11 protein-coding genes and 1 pseudogene are annotated in these 14,615 nt (G+C 62.1%); 3 read left to right on the top strand and 9 right to left on the bottom strand.

All coding sequences use genetic code 11. The features are described from left to right. The 6 genes from L7A15_RS06630 to speB all read right to left on the bottom strand — a co-directional run bounded on the left by L7A15_RS06630 (nucleotide 1) and on the right by speB (nucleotide 6,371). A complete protein-coding gene (locus L7A15_RS06630) occupies nucleotides 1-732 on the bottom strand; it encodes a glycerophosphoryl diester phosphodiesterase (protein ID WP_237189012.1) in 732 nt (243 codons plus the stop codon). 135 nt (nucleotides 733-867) lie between these two features. Then, the gene (locus L7A15_RS06625) at nucleotides 868-1,179 is read right to left on the bottom strand and encodes a hypothetical protein (protein ID WP_237189013.1); all 312 of its coding nucleotides are present in this window, start codon (nucleotides 1,177-1,179) and stop codon (nucleotides 868-870) included. Between the two features lie 3 nt (nucleotides 1,180-1,182). Further along, a complete protein-coding gene (locus tag L7A15_RS06620) occupies nucleotides 1,183-2,310 on the bottom strand; it encodes a hypothetical protein (RefSeq protein WP_237208470.1) in 1,128 nt (375 codons plus the stop codon). Nucleotides 2,311-2,683: 373 nt separating this feature from the next. After that, a complete protein-coding gene (locus L7A15_RS06615) occupies nucleotides 2,684-3,760 on the bottom strand; it encodes a Fic family protein (protein ID WP_237208469.1) in 1,077 nt (358 codons plus the stop codon). Nucleotides 3,761-3,972: 212 nt separating this feature from the next. Then, entirely contained in the window at nucleotides 3,973-5,244 is a 1,272-nt protein-coding gene (locus L7A15_RS06610; protein WP_237208468.1) for a PLP-dependent aminotransferase family protein, read from the bottom strand. 113 nt (nucleotides 5,245-5,357) lie between these two features. After that, nucleotides 5,358-6,371 (bottom strand): agmatinase, encoded by a 1,014-nt coding sequence (speB, locus tag L7A15_RS06605; RefSeq protein WP_237208504.1) that lies wholly within the window; start codon nucleotides 6,369-6,371, stop codon nucleotides 5,358-5,360. 390 nt (nucleotides 6,372-6,761) lie between these two features. On the opposite strand from speB, the gene L7A15_RS06600 reads away from it, so the two are divergent. The 3 genes from L7A15_RS06600 to L7A15_RS06590 all read left to right on the top strand — a co-directional run bounded on the left by L7A15_RS06600 (nucleotide 6,762) and on the right by L7A15_RS06590 (nucleotide 10,875). After that, entirely contained in the window at nucleotides 6,762-8,180 is a 1,419-nt protein-coding gene (locus L7A15_RS06600; protein ID WP_237208467.1) for a sodium:solute symporter, read from the top strand. 1 nt (nucleotide 8,181) lies between these two features. Then, on the top strand, nucleotides 8,182-9,030 hold the full coding sequence (locus tag L7A15_RS06595) for a GNAT family N-acetyltransferase (RefSeq protein ID WP_237208466.1): 849 nt from the start codon (nucleotides 8,182-8,184) through the stop codon (nucleotides 9,028-9,030). 195 nt (nucleotides 9,031-9,225) lie between these two features. Beyond that, nucleotides 9,226-10,875, top strand: a complete 1,650-nt coding sequence (locus tag L7A15_RS06590) for a thiamine pyrophosphate-binding protein (RefSeq protein ID WP_237208465.1) — start codon at nucleotides 9,226-9,228, stop codon at nucleotides 10,873-10,875. Between the two features lie 99 nt (nucleotides 10,876-10,974). Here the strand turns inward: L7A15_RS06590 and L7A15_RS06585 are convergent, their stop codons facing one another. The 3 genes and pseudogenes from L7A15_RS06585 to L7A15_RS10790 all read right to left on the bottom strand — a co-directional run. Continuing rightward, nucleotides 10,975-12,276, bottom strand: coding sequence for an ABC transporter permease (locus L7A15_RS06585; protein WP_237189897.1), 1,302 nt, complete (start codon nucleotides 12,274-12,276; stop codon nucleotides 10,975-10,977). Beyond that, complete coding sequence (locus L7A15_RS06580; protein ID WP_237208464.1) at nucleotides 12,273-13,118, bottom strand: ABC transporter ATP-binding protein; 846 nt, start codon at nucleotides 13,116-13,118, stop codon at nucleotides 12,273-12,275. The genes L7A15_RS06585 and L7A15_RS06580 overlap by 4 nt, the downstream gene beginning before the upstream one ends. Before the next feature lie 468 nt (nucleotides 13,119-13,586). After that, nucleotides 13,587-14,549: pseudogene (locus tag L7A15_RS10790) on the bottom strand (HlyD family secretion protein); the annotation flags it as partial. Nucleotides 14,550-14,615: the final 66 nt, after the last annotated feature.

Below are 14,615 nucleotides of genomic sequence, written 5' to 3'. Positions count from 1 at the left end.
TTACTTTTCTAGGTGCAGCAGCCGCTCCGGGTAGTCGGTAAAAATGCCGGTGGCGCCCCAGTTGTTGAGCTCGTTGGCGCGGGCGGGGCTGTTGACCGTCCAGACGTTGACGTCGTACCCGGCCTCACGCAGGGCGCGGACGGTGGCGCGGGTCAGGTGGCGGTCTTCCAGGTGGGCGGCGCTGGCGTTGATGAGCTCCAGGACGGAAAGCCAGTCAGGGCCCAGAGTCTCAGCCATGAAAAGGGCCCCCACAGGGTACTGCGGGGCACGGCGCTTGAACTCGGCCAGCAGGAGCAGGTTGAAGGAGGAGACGAGAACCTCCCGCCCCGGCTGCAGGCGGGCTAGCTCTTCGATGATTCGGTCAATCAGCAGGTAGGAGCGTTCTGCCCCCTGCTCGTTGGATTTCAGTTCGATATTGAGGTTGAGCCCGCGCTCATTGGCTAGGTCGATCAGCTGGGCCAGGGTGGGCACCGGCTCCCCCGCCGTCTCGGGCGAGAACCAGGCACCGGCGTCCGCCCCGGCCAACTGCTCGGCGGTGTAGCTGTAGAGGGGGCCGGTGAGGTTGGTGGTGCGGTCCAGGTCAGTGTCGTGAATCAGGACGGGCGTGCCACAGGCCGCGAGGTCAACGTCGGTTTCGATCCAGGTCACGCCGGAGTCGGCGGCGGCGGTGAAGGCGGCAAGGGTGTTTTCAGGGCAGGTTCCGGATGCCCCACGATGAGCAAAAATACGCATGACACAAGTATGGGGTAGGGAGGTTAACGGCAGGTGGAACAAGCACCCCAAGGCGAATGTGCCACTTATTCCCGAATGTGGGGGTCTAACTGCCCCGCTCGGGAGTAAGTGGCACATTCGACGAAAGGGGCCGGTTTAGAACCCCGTCTTGATTGGCTCCTCAAGCGGCCCGTAGGAGCGCAGGTGCTGAATAATCGGCACGGTGCAGTGGTGGTCGTGGTTCTCCAGCATTCCGGCCAGGGTGAGCACATAGTGGCGGGGGCAGTAGGTGTAAAAATCCCCGGTGTCCTGCCCTTCCAAGGGGAGGTACTCTAGGCGGTACTCCACGCTGTCGGCGCAGACCGACTTGCTCCACTCGCAACGGAGGTTGCCGCCGTCGCCCGGGTCATCAAATTCGGGAATGGACGAACCGTGGTCAAGTTTCTGTTCGGTCAGAGTGGTGGTCATGGCTTAGCGTCCTTCCTCAAGGAGGTCGTGCAAAATGGTGATGTCCTGGGCGATGATATCCGCGGGGACGGGGCGGTTTTCGTCCAGGTACTCACCCCAGCGGCGGTTGAACATTTCGGTGTTGAAAAGGTCAATTACCGTGTAGTCCCAGTTGCAGACCTCCAGAACGGTCATGGCCCCGTCCTCGTCGATGTAGAGGTGGAGCAGGGCGCCCGCAGGCGGAATAAGGAGGACCATAGGTAGCCCCACTGCACGCACAGCCAGCCACACGCCGTCCAGAAAATCCTGCTCGCGGGCGGGGGTGAGCAGGTCCTTGACCCTCTCGTAGCTGAGCACAGCCAAGGAGTTGAAGTGGGTGACGGTGCGGCCGTCCAGGCGGAAGCCCAGGTAGGGGGTGATGTCGGTGAGCTCGCCCTGGCCGCTGGGCATGAGGGTGTAGTCGTCTGCGGTCATTCCTGCCCGGAAGGCGTGCGGCGGGTAGGTGACACGGGGGTTATCGGGGCCGTGGTCGGCGTCGGTGTTCATGTTTTCGAACATAAGGAAGTTCTTCCCGGTGACCTCCGGAAGGCGCGTCTCGTCGATGGTAAAGAACTCCCAGCCGGCGGACTGGTGCGGGGCGTGCTTGGTCAGCCAGGCCTTGAGCCCACCCAGGGAGCGTAGGCAACCCAGGTCGACGTAGCGGTCGTCGTAGGAGACGATGTTCTTCTCAATACGTTCTAGCTGGCTATCGAGGGTCTCACCGCTGTACCGTTTTTCGGTGGACTCCGGGTTGGCCTGGGTGGCTGCCTCCCGATAGGCTGCAGCGTGCTCGCGCAGGACGGCGTCGAACCACTGGGCCTGCAAGGCGCGGTCTTCAACTTCGAGGATGTCAAGGTCGTATCTGATGGGGTGCTCGAAGCCGAGGAGAGAGAACTCCCAGGGCTGGCCGTCCTTGAGGACCTCACCCAGGGTGGTGCCGGGGATGACATGCAGCAGGTAGGTGTGGTCGGTGCCGTCGGGGAAGGTGGCGGTCAGTTCAAGACGCGGGGCAAGATTGCCGTCGTTTTGGACGAGGTCAGCCACGGTGAGGTCGGTGCCGTAGGGGTAACGGTACCCGGGGAAGGTTTCTTCAAGTGTTTTAAAGGTGAACATGAGCCCTCCAAGGTGTGCGTGTGCGAGTTAGGGGTTCCCTACCTTTAGCGTAGCGCCGCGTCCTGGCGGCAAGGACGGCGGCACGCCCCAGCTTTGCGGACGGCGAACCAGGCCGTTCTACCCACACCACGAATGTGCCACTTATTCCCGAATGTGGGGGTCTAACTGCCCCGCTCGGGAGTAAGTGGCACATTCGGCGCAATGCCCCTCAAATCTCTCATGGAATTCTCCTCATGAGGATATTTAACAATCGTTTTGCTCTCTTCTGGGGTTATATTTATAGGTTCCTCTTCTTCTGAATCATCGCTTCACCCACACCCCTGCTATGTGATGCGTACATAGTGAAAACTTCTTCATCAATTTGAAAATCCGCTTATCTCTCCTTCTTCAAAATTTCCATCAGCCCCTCGTTCACGAAGAGCTTCTCTCGTCCAACTTTTTCTTCCCGCAGCACCCCGGCTGAGACGAGCTCCCCCAGGTATTTGGTTGCGGTCTGGCGGGTCACCGAACAGCGGCCCACCACGTCCTTAATACGGCAGTAGGGCTGCTCAAAAAGAACATCCACTACACCTACCGGCATCTGAGAGCTAGCCCGTTCTTTCACCTGCTCCTGCAAGGCCTGAATCTGCTTAATCTTCTGTAGAGTGCTCACCGCCGTTAACCGCATGGCTTCAACCATGTAAAGCGTCCAGTCTTCCCAGGCCCCCTTAGAGGTCACCGCGTTCAAGAGGCGGTAGTAGTCATTCTTCTGGGCAATGATGCTCTGAGAAATATAAAGAATAGGTTCGCTCAAAAGCCCGGAAGACACCAGCATCAGCACGTTTAGAATTCGCCCGGTGCGCCCGTTGCCGTCGTCGAAAGGATGGATAGCCTCAAACTGGTAGTGGGCAAGCGCAACCTTCACCAGTGGGTCAAAGCTGCCAGCAGAGTTCACGAACTCTTCCCAGTTGCTCAGCTTCTCAGAAATCACCTCAGCACCCTGGGGCGGGGTGTAGATACGACGGCGAGTTACCGGGTTACCGATATACACGCCGTCCCCGTGCCTGACCCGAGTATCAACGTCACGGATAGTGCTGCAGATTTCCCGGGCAGTGTTAGCAGTGATAATGCCCTGACGCTCCCGCATCGCTTCAAGCCCAGCAAAGAGGGCTTTTTGATAGCGCAGGGCCTCCCGGGTCGCTCCGCTAGCCTCCGTTGATATCGTTGCTGCCTTAAAGAGTTCGTCGGTGGTAGTCACGATGTTCTCGATTTCAGAGCTTGCCTGGGCCTCAAGCAGGGCAAGAGAATGCAGGAAAATGCTCGGATTAGGCAGGGACACCAAGGCCTCATTTAGCCCAGCAATAGCTGCCCGCGCTTCAATCACCGCCTTGAGCACGCGGGTAGTTTCCACGTAACCGACCGGTGGTAGCGGTGGCAGGTCGTTGTAGGGTTCATCAGCAGACCAGGTCATGTACAAAATCTACCCATTTTTTGACATATAAGCCCCAAAAACCGCTGATATGTCAAAAATTTCTGGATTTTTTGACATATCCGGGTCACATGTTGAATCTTTTGACAGGTTCCAAGGCCGTTCTGCCCACACCATGAATGTGCCACTTATTCCCGAATGTAGGGGTCTAACTGCCCCGCTCGGGAGTAAGTGGCACATTCGGCGGAAGGGCTCTAGCCCTTCAGCACCTCAGCCAACCGCCTCACACCCTCGGTCAGGGCGTCCGGCTCGATCGCTGAGAAGGCTATGCGTAGCTGGTTGGCGCCGGGGTTGCGGGCGACCCCGTCCTCACCGACTACCGGCTCGTAGAAAGCCGAGCCGGGAATGAAAACCACACCGGCGTCAATCGCGGGGGCGAGGGCGTCCGTCGCGTCCTCGTACTTGCCGCCGGCGGGCAGGGTCAGCCAGGTGAAGAAGCCGCCCTCGGGTACCGTCCAGGTGGTTCCCTCGGGCATGTACTTTTCGCAGGCGTCCAGCACTGCCTTGCAACGGGCCTCATACAGGGCAGCGGTGGCACGGGTGTGAGACTCCCACAGGCCCTCGCTCATGAAGCCCAGCACCAGGCGCTGCGACAGCACCGACGGGCAAATCGTCACGGCCTCACCCGCAATCTGCAGGAACTTCCGCACGCGAAAGGGGGCGACCATCCAGCCCACGCGCACGCCGGGCGAGAAGACCTTCGAGAAGGAGCCCAGGTAGAGCACGTTCTCGGGGTCAAGCGAGTAGAGGGAGCGGCGGCGTTCCCCGCTGAAGGAGAGCTGGCCGTAGGGGTTATCCTCAACGATCAGCACGTCAGCGTCACGGCAGATACGCACCAGCTCGGCACGGCGCTCGTCCGACAGGGAAATACCGGTGGGGTTCTGAAAGTTAGGGATGGTGTAGAGGAACTTAACCTGCTTGCCCTCAGCCCGGATCGCCTCGATAGCCCGAGCGACGGCGGCGGGGTCGAGGCCGTCCGCGTCCAGGGGTACCTGGCGGACGTCCGCCTGGTAACCCTCAAAGACGCCCAGGGCGCCGGTGTAGGTGGGGCCCTCCGCCAGAATCACGTCGCCGGGGTTGACGAAGAGTTTGGTCGCCAGGTCCAGACCCATCTGGGAACCCGCAGTCATCTGGATATCAGCAACCGCCGGGCGGGCACCCTCCGATTCCATGAAGTCGCAGACCAGTTCGGCCAGGGCTTCAAGGCCAGCACCTGAGCCGTACTGCAGGACTTCCAGGCCCTCTTCTTCGATAATGCGGGCGGCCATAGCCCCAAGTCGGTCGAGGGGTAGCAGGTCAAGATCGGGGTTGCCGCCTGCCAGGGAAATAATGCCGGGGCGCATGGCCACCTCAAAGACGTCACGCACAGCGGACGGGCGGAACCCGGCGGCGCGGTCAGCGAAGTGGCGCATAATACGGGCTTCAGCCGGGGTGGCTTCAGCTAAGAGTTCAGCAATTTTGCTCAAAACCTCTCCTGTGGGTTTTCAGCAGGACGCCCCTCCCCCAGACCCTGCCCCGCAGCGGCTTGCCTGCGGGTGGAGAAGGCGGGTGGGGCGTCCTGATTTCAATGATGAGGAACTTACTGTCCGTAGGTAATATCGGCGACGCCGGACGCCGGTGAGGTCGGCTCGGCACCCACACCGGCGGCGTGTAGGGAGATGAGTTCGTAGACGGTGTGGGCAGCGGCAATGCCGGTCAGTTCGGCGTGGTCGTAGGCCGGGGACACCTCAACGACCTCGGAACCCACCAGGTTGAGCCCGCGCAGGCCGCGCAGGATTTCCAGCAGCTCACGGGAGGTAATGCCGCCCGCTTCGGGGGTGCCGGTGCCGGGGGCGTGGGCGGGGTCGAGCACGTCAATGTCAATGGAGATATAGAGGGGCTTATCGCCAATGCGCTCCCGCAGGAGCTCAACGACCTTCTGCACGCCCAGGTAGTAGACGTCCGCGCTGGTGACGATGCCAAAGCCGAAGCGGGCGTCGTCCTCAAGGTCTTCGGTGCCGTAGAGGGGGCCGCGGGTGCCTACATGGCAGAGGGCGTCGGTGTCGAGTATGTCTTCTTCGAAGGCGCGGCGGAAGGGGGTGCCGTGGGTGTATTCGGCGCCGAAGTAGGTGTCCCAGGTGTCCAAGTGGGCGTCGAAGTGCAGCAGGGCGATTTTGCCGTGCTTCTTGGCCAGGTTGCGCAGGTTGGCGAGCGCTACGGTGTGGTCGCCGCCGATAGTGACCAGGCGGGCGCCGTCCTTGGTCAGTTCGTGGGCTCCTGCCTCGAACATGGCGAGGGCTTCTTCGATGTTGAAGGGGTTGCCGATGATGTCACCGGCGTCGGCCACCTGGGCTTCCTTGAAGGGGGAGATGTTGGCAGCCGGGTTGAAGGGGCGCAGCAGACGGGAGGATTCGCGCACGTGGTTGGAGCCGAAGCGGGCGCCGGGGCGGTAGGAGACGCCGGAGTCCCAGGGCATACCGGCCACGACGATGTCGGCTTTCTCGACCTCATCCAGGCGGGGCAGGCGGGCGAAGGTGGCAAGGCCGGCCCAGCGGGGCACTTCGGCGGCGTTGACGGGGCCGACGCGTTCGACGCCGTCGGCACCGGTGGCGATGACGCGGTTGGGGTCAGCTGAGAAGAAGGCTTGAGTCACGGTTACTCCAGGGGTAGGACGTGGGTAGCTGGCTTAGTGCGCGGGGCCGCTTGGGTGCGGGGCAGGCCCGGCACCAGTGTGGCCGGGCACACTAGAATCGCTACCACTATAACCGGCTCCTGCGCCTGTTGGGAGGAGGGAATCCAGCCACCCAGGCCCCTGCACCCGATACTTATTCACCAGCCAGTAAAGCTATGCCAACCCTCCGGGGGCAGGCAGGCGGAGGCAAGCGTCCTGCCCTGCCTACTACCGGGTGAGAGTGCATAAGTTTGCAGAAAATGAAGTTAAAAAATCATGGTGCGGTTTATACTTTCATTGTTCCCTACATCACACCCACTTGAAAGAGTTTCTATGAATCTCGTTATTATCCTGCTCTACCTGGCAGCTCTGGTCTTTTTTGGCTACATGGGCAAACGCCGGGCTAAGAACGCTGAAGACTTCCGTGTTGCAGGTCGCCGTCTAGGGCCCGTCCTTTATACCGGAACCATGAGCGCCGTAGTGTTGGGCGGGGCCTCAACTGTGGGCGGTGTGGGCCTGGGCTACACCTATGGCCTGTCAGGTATGTGGCTGGTCGTGGCTATTGCGGCGGGCGTCCTACTACTCTCCCTGGTCTTTGCGCCCATTATCTCGCGACTCAAGATCTATACCGTCTCGCAGATGCTTTCCCTACGCTATGGGGTACGAGCGACCCAGGTTTCTTCTATTGTCATGCTGGCATACACCGTAATGATTGCGGTGACATCAACCGCCGCCTACGCTTCAATCTTCCGCGTGATGTTCGATATGGATCGCACCTGGGCTATTCTTCTTGGCTCCCTAGTGGTCATTGGTTACTCGCTACTGGGCGGCATGTGGTCCATTACCCTGACCGACATGATGCAGTTCGCGATTATGACCGTGGGCATGTTCTTGCTGATGCTGCCCTTCTCGCTGAGCCAGGCTGGCGGCTGGCAGGGGCTTACTGAACGCTTGGACGCCGAGTTCTTCCAGCTGGGCTCCATGGGTATGAATTCGATTATCACCATGTTCGTCATCTACACCCTGGGTATTTTGGTCGGCCAGGATATCTGGCAGCGCGTTTTCTCAGCCCGCTCCCCCGAGGTCGCCCGCTGGGGCGGTGCGAGCGCCGGTGTCTATATTGCCCTCTACGGCGTAGCCGGTGCGGTGATTGGCATGGCGGCTGCGGTACTCGCCCCTCAGCTTGAGAATCAGGACGACGCCTTCGCGGCTATTGCACAGAACTATCTGCCTGCGGGTGTGGGAGGGGTTGTCTTGGCCGCCGGTGTGGCCGCCATGATGTCAACGGCGTCGGGTGCCCTGATTGCTTCTGCCACCGTAGCCCGTGTGGATGTGATTCCCTTTATCACCGGGCGCCCTGCGCTTGAGGAAGGCGAGGAAACCGATGCCACTCTCAAGGCTGACCGCCTTTACCTGCTGGTCTTGGGTGTGCTGGTTACTTTTATTGCCATCTTCTTGACCGACACCGTGACCTCTTTGACCATTGCCTACGACATCCTGGTGGGCGGCCTGATGGTTGCGATTCTGGGCGGGCTAGTGTGGAAGCGCGGCACCGGTATGGGTGCGGCGCTTTCTATGGCGGCAGGCTCCCTGGTGACCCTAGGGTGCATGCCGATCTTTGGCGTGCTGGCGAACGAGCCGATTTACTACGGTCTGGCAGTGTCGCTGGTGGTGTATGTGGTAGCGTCCCTGGCCACCAAACCCACCTCGCCCGAGGTGATGAAGGCCTGGCAGGAACGGCTGAATAGCTAGTATGCAGCTGACCTTCTCCAGCGCCCCAGCCAACCACCGGGAGCAACTACCCGACTGGGCGCAAGCCGTGTATTTTGAGGATTTCACGCGCGATGAGCACACGCGCTGCCTGCTGGCCTACCACAATGGAGAGCTGGTGGGGATTGTTGCCTGGTGGACGGCCCGTGCCCACCACACCCACTATGAGCTCCAGCTTGCAGTGGCACCCCACCTACGACGGTGCGGCATAGGTACTGCCCTCTACCGGCAGGCGCGGGCGCAGGCGTCCGCTCCCCTACCCTTCTTCATGCGTGACTACCTAGGCGAACCCACCCTGCACTTTGCCGACTCGCTGGGTGCCCAGACTCTTCAGATGGTTCCGCCCGCCGCCGTGCCCACCGGCTCGGCGCAGAATCTGCGGGAGCACGCGTCCGTCCGCTCTGCACGCAGCGTGAGCTACCCAGAATTCGAGCAGGCCTACGTCGATTTTTACGAGTGGACGCACGCCAGCTGGCACCCCGTATCGGGCGACCACCGGCCGGTACTGGCCCGCCATGCAGCTGAAGCCTACAACGACTACTCGTCAATCGCGGTGGACGCCGCCGGGCAGGTGCGCGCGGTCATAGCGGTTTTTCCCGGTGACCAGCCTGAACTCTGCGGAGAGACAACCACTCCAGCCCCTGATCAGGGGGAGCTGCTCTTAGAGGCCTGCCTGCGGCGGTCCCTCACACAACTAGCAGAAGCGGGGCACAGCACAGTCGAGGTCGATGGGCACATCTCAGACCCACATCTCTTCCCGGCCTGGGCAAAAACCGGGGCGGGCGGACGCTGGTACCGGCTGGTAGAGATACCGGCGGTTTCCTCACGCTGAATGTGCCACTTTCTCCCGAATGTGGCAGTTAGACTACCCCGCTCGGGAGTAAGTGGCACATTCGGCGGGGTGGCCCGGGCCCACTCATAAACATACTGTGGCCTGCATAACATTACATTGGGGGAAATCCCGCATATTTATACAGCACCCGCCTAAGCTAGACCCGATACCTTCCACCACCACTGAAAGGCACCCATGGCACACCCCTCCCTGCCTGATCGGTCCAGCGAAGTAACTGAACCCCGCCGCAACGCCGGTTACGCCATTCTGGCGACCCTGCGCAACTACGGCATTGACACCGTTTTCGGCATTCCCGGTACCCACAACCTCGAGTTCTACCGCCACCTGGAAGAACTCGGGATCCACCCCGTCACCACCCGCCACGAACAGGGTGCCTCCTACGGGGCGGACGGCTGGTCGCTAACCCGCGGCCTGCCCGGCGTCGTCATCACCACCTCGGGCCCTGGCCTGCTCAACTCCCTCTCCGGTGCCGCCACCGCCTACGCCGAGTCGCGCCCCATGATCATCCTCTCCCCCGGACGCCCCGTCGGCCACGAATTCCGCGACATCGGCGCCCTGCACGAAACCAAGAACCCCACCGGCGCCGTCAACTCCATCGTTGAGTTCTCCCGCCGCGTGAACTCCGCCGAAGAAGCCGTCGATATCATCCACAATGCCTTCCGCGCCTTCGCCCACTCGCGGCCCCGCCCCATCCACATCGAAGTACCCCTGGACGTCCTCGAACGCGAAGTCGTCCTTGACCCCGCTATCCTGCACGCCCGCCCCCTGGGCAAGCCCCAGCCCGCCCCCGTGGACGACGTGCGCGAAGCAGCCCGCCTGCTGGCAGCAGCGAAAAAACCCATCATCGTCGCAGGTGGGGGCTCCATTAGCGCAGCCACCCCCCTGCTCGCCCTCGCCGAAACCCTCGAAGCACCCGTCATCACCACCGTCAACGGCAAGGGTGCCATTCCCGAAAAGCACCGCCTCTCCCTGGGCGCCGACCTGCGCCTGAGCGCCGCCCACGCCTTCTGCCGGGAAGCCGACGCCATGCTGATTATCGGCTCAAAAATCGGTGAAGCCGAACTCTGGGACGGCGACATCCGCCCCGCTGGCCCCGTCATCCGCGTCGATATCATGCGCGACCAGATGCTCACCAACATCACCCCCGACGTTGAACTCCCCGGCAACTCCAAAGCCGTGATTCCCCAGCTCATCGGCGCCCTCGCCGACCTGGGCGTCGTCCCCGGCACCCGCGAGCCCCGCAACCTGCAAGACATCTTCGACGCCCTCGACAACGAGGGGCGGGCCCTAGCCCCCGAGCTGGCAGAACTCAACGAGAAAATCATGGAGATCCTGCCCGAGGACACCATCATCGCCGGTGACTCCTCCCAGGTCACCTACATGGGCACCACCACCTTCTACCGGGCACCGCGCCCCAACTCCCTGCTCTACATGGCCACCTACGCCACCCTGGGCTACGGCCTACCCGCCGCTATTGGCGCCAAGGTAGCCGCTCCCGAGCGTCCGGTGGTCTGCCTGCTCGGCGACGGCGCCCTCATGTTCGCCATCCAGGAGCTCATGACCGCCGTTGAGCAGCAGCTTGATCTACCCATCATCTGTGTGGAGAACGGAGGCTACGGCGAAATCCGTCAGAACGAGCGCGACCGCGGCATCGCCCCTGTGGCCGTCGACCTGGTGCAGCCCGACTGGGTCAAACTGGCAGAAGGCTTCGGGGCCACCGGCTACACCGCCACCATGGATACCCTGGCCGAAACTGTCCAGCAGGCCCTCGCTACCCGCGGGCCCTCCCTCGTCCACCTCAAGATCGGCGAAACCCTGCGCTAGAACGCCGAATGTGCCACTTACTCCCGAATGTGGGGGATTAACTCCCCCGCTCGGGACTAAGTGGCACATTCGCGAACCGCTACCTGCAGCTACCTCTAGCTACTCGTAGCGCAGGGCGTCGATGGGGTCGAGCTTGGCCGCCTTGTTCGCCGGGTAGTAGCCAAAGAAGAGGCCAATCGCCAGCGAGAAGCCCAGGGCCAGCACCACCGCGCTCAGCGGTGGGAAGACGAAAGTCCCCATCAGCTTGGCCCCGACCATGCCCAGGCTCCCGCCCAACAGGACCCCGATGATACCGCCCACCAGGCACACCATCATCGCCTCAATCACGAACTGGAGGCGGATCGCCTTGCGGGTGGCCCCCAGGGCCTTACGGATACCGATCTCGCGGGTGCGCTCCGTGACCGTCACCAACATAATGTTCATGACGCCAATGCCACCCACCAGCAGGGAGATTCCGGCAATCCCGGAGATAGCTGCGCTGATCCCGTCCAGAACCGCGTTAAAGGACTCCGTCGCAGCCGAAAAATCGTTGATTTCAGCCATGAACTGCTCGTCCCCCCGGTACATGGAGGTCAGCTGGGCCTGGAGTAGGGCCTTGACCTGCCCTAGGTCCTTGCCCTCCGCTGGGCGGAGCGTGATGTACTCGTAGGCTTCAGACTCTAGATAGCTGAACTCTGGTGTCAGGCTCAGGGGGAGGTAGACCGACCCGGGCATGGTGAACCCGAAGATTCCCCCGTCACTGCTTTCTGGCTGGTAGACACCGATGACCATGGCGCTGCGGGTCCCTTGGAAGCCTGTTTCGATGTCGATTTCACTGCCGACGGCCTGGGTGACGTCGCCCGCGAACAGGGACCCTACCTGGTCCATGGAGATCAGGGCGACCAGGCGTTTATTGTCGATGTCGGCCTGGTTGATGGAGCGGCCTGCTACCAGGTCTACAGGGTTGAGTTCCAGGTAGTCCAGGTTGACGAGTTTGACGTCGGTGTAGGGGGCTTCGGCCTGACCGGCGTAGAGGTTCATCTGGTAGTAGGTGTTGCCGCCGAGGGGGATTCCGGCGATGGCATCGCCCATGGTTTCTTTGAGGCGGAGGATGTCGTCCTGGTCGAATTTAGCGGTTTCGCTGATTTCGACGGGCTGCCCCATGGGGCCGGCTAGGCTGCCGCTGGTGAGGCCTGCGGCTTCTTCCTCTTCGGTGGGGCGGGGTTTGACCTGTACTGACAGGTCGTTGGCGCCGGAGCTGAAGATTGACTCGGTGGTTTTGGTTTTGAGGGCGTGCCCCAGGGTGAGGATTGTAATCACCGAAGCAATGCCCACGATGATACCCAGGAGGGTGAGGAAGGACCGCATTTTGTTGTTCTTCAGGCTGCCCAGGGCCAGGCCGATTGATTCGCGCAGGTTCATCGCTCTTCCTCCTGTGGGGCGAGGTGGGCGGGCTGGTAGTCCTTGGCGGGGGCGAGGACGGCGGTGGGGTCGTCGTCCCTGCCCCGGGAGCCGATGGCCGCCCCCAGGTAGGGGGTGGCGGCGTCCGCGTCGCTGATGATTCGGCCGTCGATCATGGTGACGACGCGGTCGGTTTCAGCTGCGAGGTCGGGGTTGTGGGTGATGAAGACGATGGTTTTGCCTTGCTCGCGGTTGAGCTGGTGGAAGAGGTCCATGACCATGCGTCCGGTTTGGGAGTCGAGGGCGCCGGTGGGTTCGTCGGCCAGGAGGAGGGGTGGGTCGTTGGCGAGGGCCCGGGCGACGGCGACGCGCTGTTTTTGGCCGCCGGAGAGTTCGGCTGGGCTGTGGGTCATGCGGTCTGCCATGCCCATCTGTTCGAGCAGGTGGGCGGCCCGTTCGTGGCGTTCTTTTGCCCCCATACCGGCGTACATCATGGGCATTTCGACGTTTTTGAGGGCGGAGATTCGGCCGACGAGGTTGAAGTTCTGGAAGATAAACCCGATGTTTTGGCTCCGGTAGTAGGCCAGTTCGTTATCGTCGAGGGCGGCGATGTTTTCGTTGGCGAAGGTGTAGGAGCCTGCGGTGGGGCGGTCGAGTAGGCCGATGATGTTCATGAGCGTGGTTTTGCCTGAACCTGATTGGCCGACGACGGAGAGGAACTCCCCCTGGGTGACGTGGAAGTCAAGGCCGGGGAGCACCGTGATGGCGTTGGGGGTGCCCAGGTTGAAGGTTTTGACGATACCGCGCATGTCGATCAGGGGCTGCGGGCCGGGGGGCGGCTGGGTGTTGGTGGGGGTGTTCATGGTTTACCACCCGAAGCTGCCGACGTTGGCGTTGAGGGTGACGGTTTCCCCGACGCGGTAGCGGTACATTTCGCCGTACATGAGGACCATGTCGCCGGCTGCTACGTCGCCGCCGGTGATGGCGATGTCGATGTCGTTGGCGAGGCCGGTTTCGACGGTGCGTTCTTCGAGGGTGTAGGAGCCGTTGTCGGTGGGGACGGCGACGACGACGCTGTCCTTGCCCAGGTCGTTGGTGTAGACAGCGTCGATGGGGACGGCGAGGGCGTTTTCTTCTTCGGAGGTGATGATGTTGGCTTTGACGCTGGAGCCGAGGAAGAGGCCGTCGCGGTTGCCGGTGACTTCGATGGTGACGGTGAAGGTGGGGGTGGTTCCGCCGCCCATGGATCCCATGGCGCTGCCTTCGGCACTGGCCTGTTGGGCGCTGTCGGCGATGGAGGCTACCGAGGTGACGGTGCCTGTGTATTCGGTGGTGCCGGTGGCGCCTGCGGTGAAGGTGACGCGGTTGCCTTCCTTGATTTTGGGGAGGTCGGGTTCGCGGACGCTGGTGGTGATGGTGAGTTTGGAGTCGTCGCCGATGGTGACGACGGGACCTGCTGCGGGGGCGCCGGGTTTGGCGACGCTCATGACGACGCCGCTGACGGGGGCGGTGATGGTTGCTGAGTCTAGGTCACCTTGTAGGGCACCGAGGGTCTGGTTGCGGGTTGTTTCAGCAGCGGTGAGGCCGGTTCGGGCGTTGTTGAGCTCGGTGTCGAGGGTGGCTAGCTGGGTGGTAGCGGCGGTCCTGGCGGCGGTGACGCCGATGTCGGCGTCTGATTTGGCGCCGGTGGCTAGGCGTAGGGCTGATTCTGCGGCGGCGATGTCGGCGTCGAGGGTGGTGACGTCTTCGCCGGCTTCTGCGGCTGTGTTGCGGAGGTTGATTTTGGTGTTGAGGTCGGTGGTAGCTAGGTTGACTTGTTCGTCGGCTGCCCTCTGGGCAGCGAGGGCGGCAAGGATTTCGGGGTTGGTGCCGTCGTTGATGCCGGCTGCGTATTGGTCGCGGGCGGTTTGGGCGGCAGAGAGTACACCTTGGGCGCTGGTGACGGCGCTGTCTAGCTGGGTGCGCTGTGATTCTAGGTCTGTGCTGAGGGTTGAGGTGTCGATGGTGGCGAGGGTTTGGCCAAGTTCGACGCGGTCACCGACTTCTACGTTGATGCTGTTAATGGGGGCTGGCAGGTGGGTGGTGACGTTATGGATTTCGCCGGGGGCGATGGTGCCGTCTACCCGCACCTTGTTGCTGACGCCTTCGTCGCTGAGGATGAGATAGTCGGTGGCTGCGATGGAGTTGGTGTTGTTGCCCCCGCTGAAGATGGAGTTGAGGACGAGGACGCCCACGGCGATGAGGGCGATGACGCCGACTGCAAGCCCGATGAGGACCTTGGTGAGGGTGCTCATCTTCTTTTTCTTGGGCGGACGGGGGGCGGCAGCTGCCGGGGGTGGGGTGGTGGGGTTCTCGCTCAT

The sequence above is a fragment of the Rothia nasimurium genome (assembly GCF_928391935.1).
Lineage (GTDB): Bacteria > Actinomycetota > Actinomycetes > Actinomycetales > Micrococcaceae > Rothia > Rothia nasimurium_D.
This window is presented reverse-complemented; position numbering and strand designations above follow the sequence as displayed.

What these genes read in the sequence shown, in the direction of transcription:
- L7A15_RS06630 (WP_237189012.1), bottom strand. Translation starts at nt 732, where the DNA reads ATGCGTATTTTTGCTCATCGTGGGGCATCCGGAACCTGCCCTGAAAAC.
- L7A15_RS06625 (WP_237189013.1), bottom strand. Translation starts at nt 1,179, where the DNA reads ATGACCACCACTCTGACCGAACAGAAACTTGACCACGGTTCGTCCATT.
- L7A15_RS06620 (WP_237208470.1), bottom strand. Translation starts at nt 2,310, where the DNA reads ATGTTCACCTTTAAAACACTTGAAGAAACCTTCCCCGGGTACCGTTAC.
- L7A15_RS06615 (WP_237208469.1), bottom strand. Translation starts at nt 3,760, where the DNA reads ATGACCTGGTCTGCTGATGAACCCTACAACGACCTGCCACCGCTACCA.
- L7A15_RS06600 (WP_237208467.1), top strand. Translation starts at nt 6,762, where the DNA reads ATGAATCTCGTTATTATCCTGCTCTACCTGGCAGCTCTGGTCTTTTTT.
- L7A15_RS06595 (WP_237208466.1), top strand. Translation starts at nt 8,182, where the DNA reads ATGCAGCTGACCTTCTCCAGCGCCCCAGCCAACCACCGGGAGCAACTA.
- L7A15_RS06590 (WP_237208465.1), top strand. Translation starts at nt 9,226, where the DNA reads ATGGCACACCCCTCCCTGCCTGATCGGTCCAGCGAAGTAACTGAACCC.
- L7A15_RS06585 (WP_237189897.1), bottom strand. Translation starts at nt 12,276, where the DNA reads ATGAACCTGCGCGAATCAATCGGCCTGGCCCTGGGCAGCCTGAAGAAC.
- L7A15_RS06580 (WP_237208464.1), bottom strand. Translation starts at nt 13,118, where the DNA reads ATGAACACCCCCACCAACACCCAGCCGCCCCCCGGCCCGCAGCCCCTG.